General features: G+C 74.1%; 2 protein-coding genes. Both read right to left on the reverse strand.

The window, feature by feature from the left end:
• On the reverse strand, positions 1-390 hold a 390-nt coding region (locus KBX53_RS34175), incomplete at its 3' end, for an inositol monophosphatase family protein (protein WP_305798007.1).
• A 28-nt stretch (positions 391-418) separates the two neighbouring features.
• Positions 419-988: GTPase RsgA (rsgA, locus tag KBX53_RS34180; RefSeq protein WP_210863946.1), on the reverse strand; the 570-nt coding region annotated here is incomplete at its 5' end.

The raw sequence follows: 988 nt of genomic DNA on the forward strand, positions 1-988 counted from the left end.
CACCGTTGGTGGCCACCACGCTGCTGTCGGTGCCCGGGGCGCCCGCCGGGGCCGGTCGCCGTCGTAGAGCGCGATCAGGGTGGCCCAGATCGGCACGCCCCGGACGAAGTTCTTGGTGCCGTCGATCGGGTCGATGATCCACCGGCGGCCGTTCGCGTCGGCGGACGGCTGTGCGCCGTACTCCTCACCGAGCAGCCCGTCGGCCGGCCGGTGCTCGGTCAGCAGGGCGCGGATCTCCCGCTCCACAGCGGTGTCCGCGTCGGAGACCGGCGTCAGGTCGGGCTTCGCCTCGACGCGCAGGTCGAGCGCGCGGAACCGGGCCGTGGCGATGGCGTCGGCCCGATCGGCGAGCAGGTGGGCGAGGGCGAGGTCGTCGGCGTACCCGGTCATCCCGGCAACCTAGCCCACGCCCGTCGGGTCACTCGTCGGGCCCGCGCCGGTCACCCTCGCCCGGCCCGCGCTGGTCACTGTCGCCGCGCGAGTCACCCTCGCCGGCGCGGGAGGCGAGCAACCGGCGGTACGAGGCCAGCCGGCGCGGGTCCGCCTTACCGGCGGCCACCCAGGCGTCCAGCCCACACTCGGCCTCGTCGGCCGTGTGCGGGCAGTTCGGTGGGCAGTCGACGGTGCCCTCGACCAGGTCCGGAAAGCCGTGCAGCAGGCTGTCGGCCGAAACGTGCGCCAACCCGAAGCTGCGGATCCCGGGGGTGTCGATGATCCAACCCGGGTCCGTGTCGACCCCGGGCACCGGTGGCAGCCGCAGCGCCACCGCGCTGGTCGAGGTGTGCCGGCCCCGGCCGATCGCGCTGACCACGCCGACCGCGCGCAGCGCGTCCGGCACGAGCCGGTTGACGAGCGTCGACTTGCCCACCCCGGAGTGTCCGACCAGCACCGACACCTTGCCGCTCAACAGCGCGCGGAGCGCGTCGAGGTCGGAGTCGGGGCGGTTGAGCACGTACGGCAACTCCAACTCGGTGTAGTAGCCCAGCAC

Origin of the sequence: Micromonospora sp. M51 (genome assembly GCF_018070305.1) — a bacterium.
GTDB lineage: Bacteria > Actinomycetota > Actinomycetes > Mycobacteriales > Micromonosporaceae > Micromonospora > Micromonospora parva.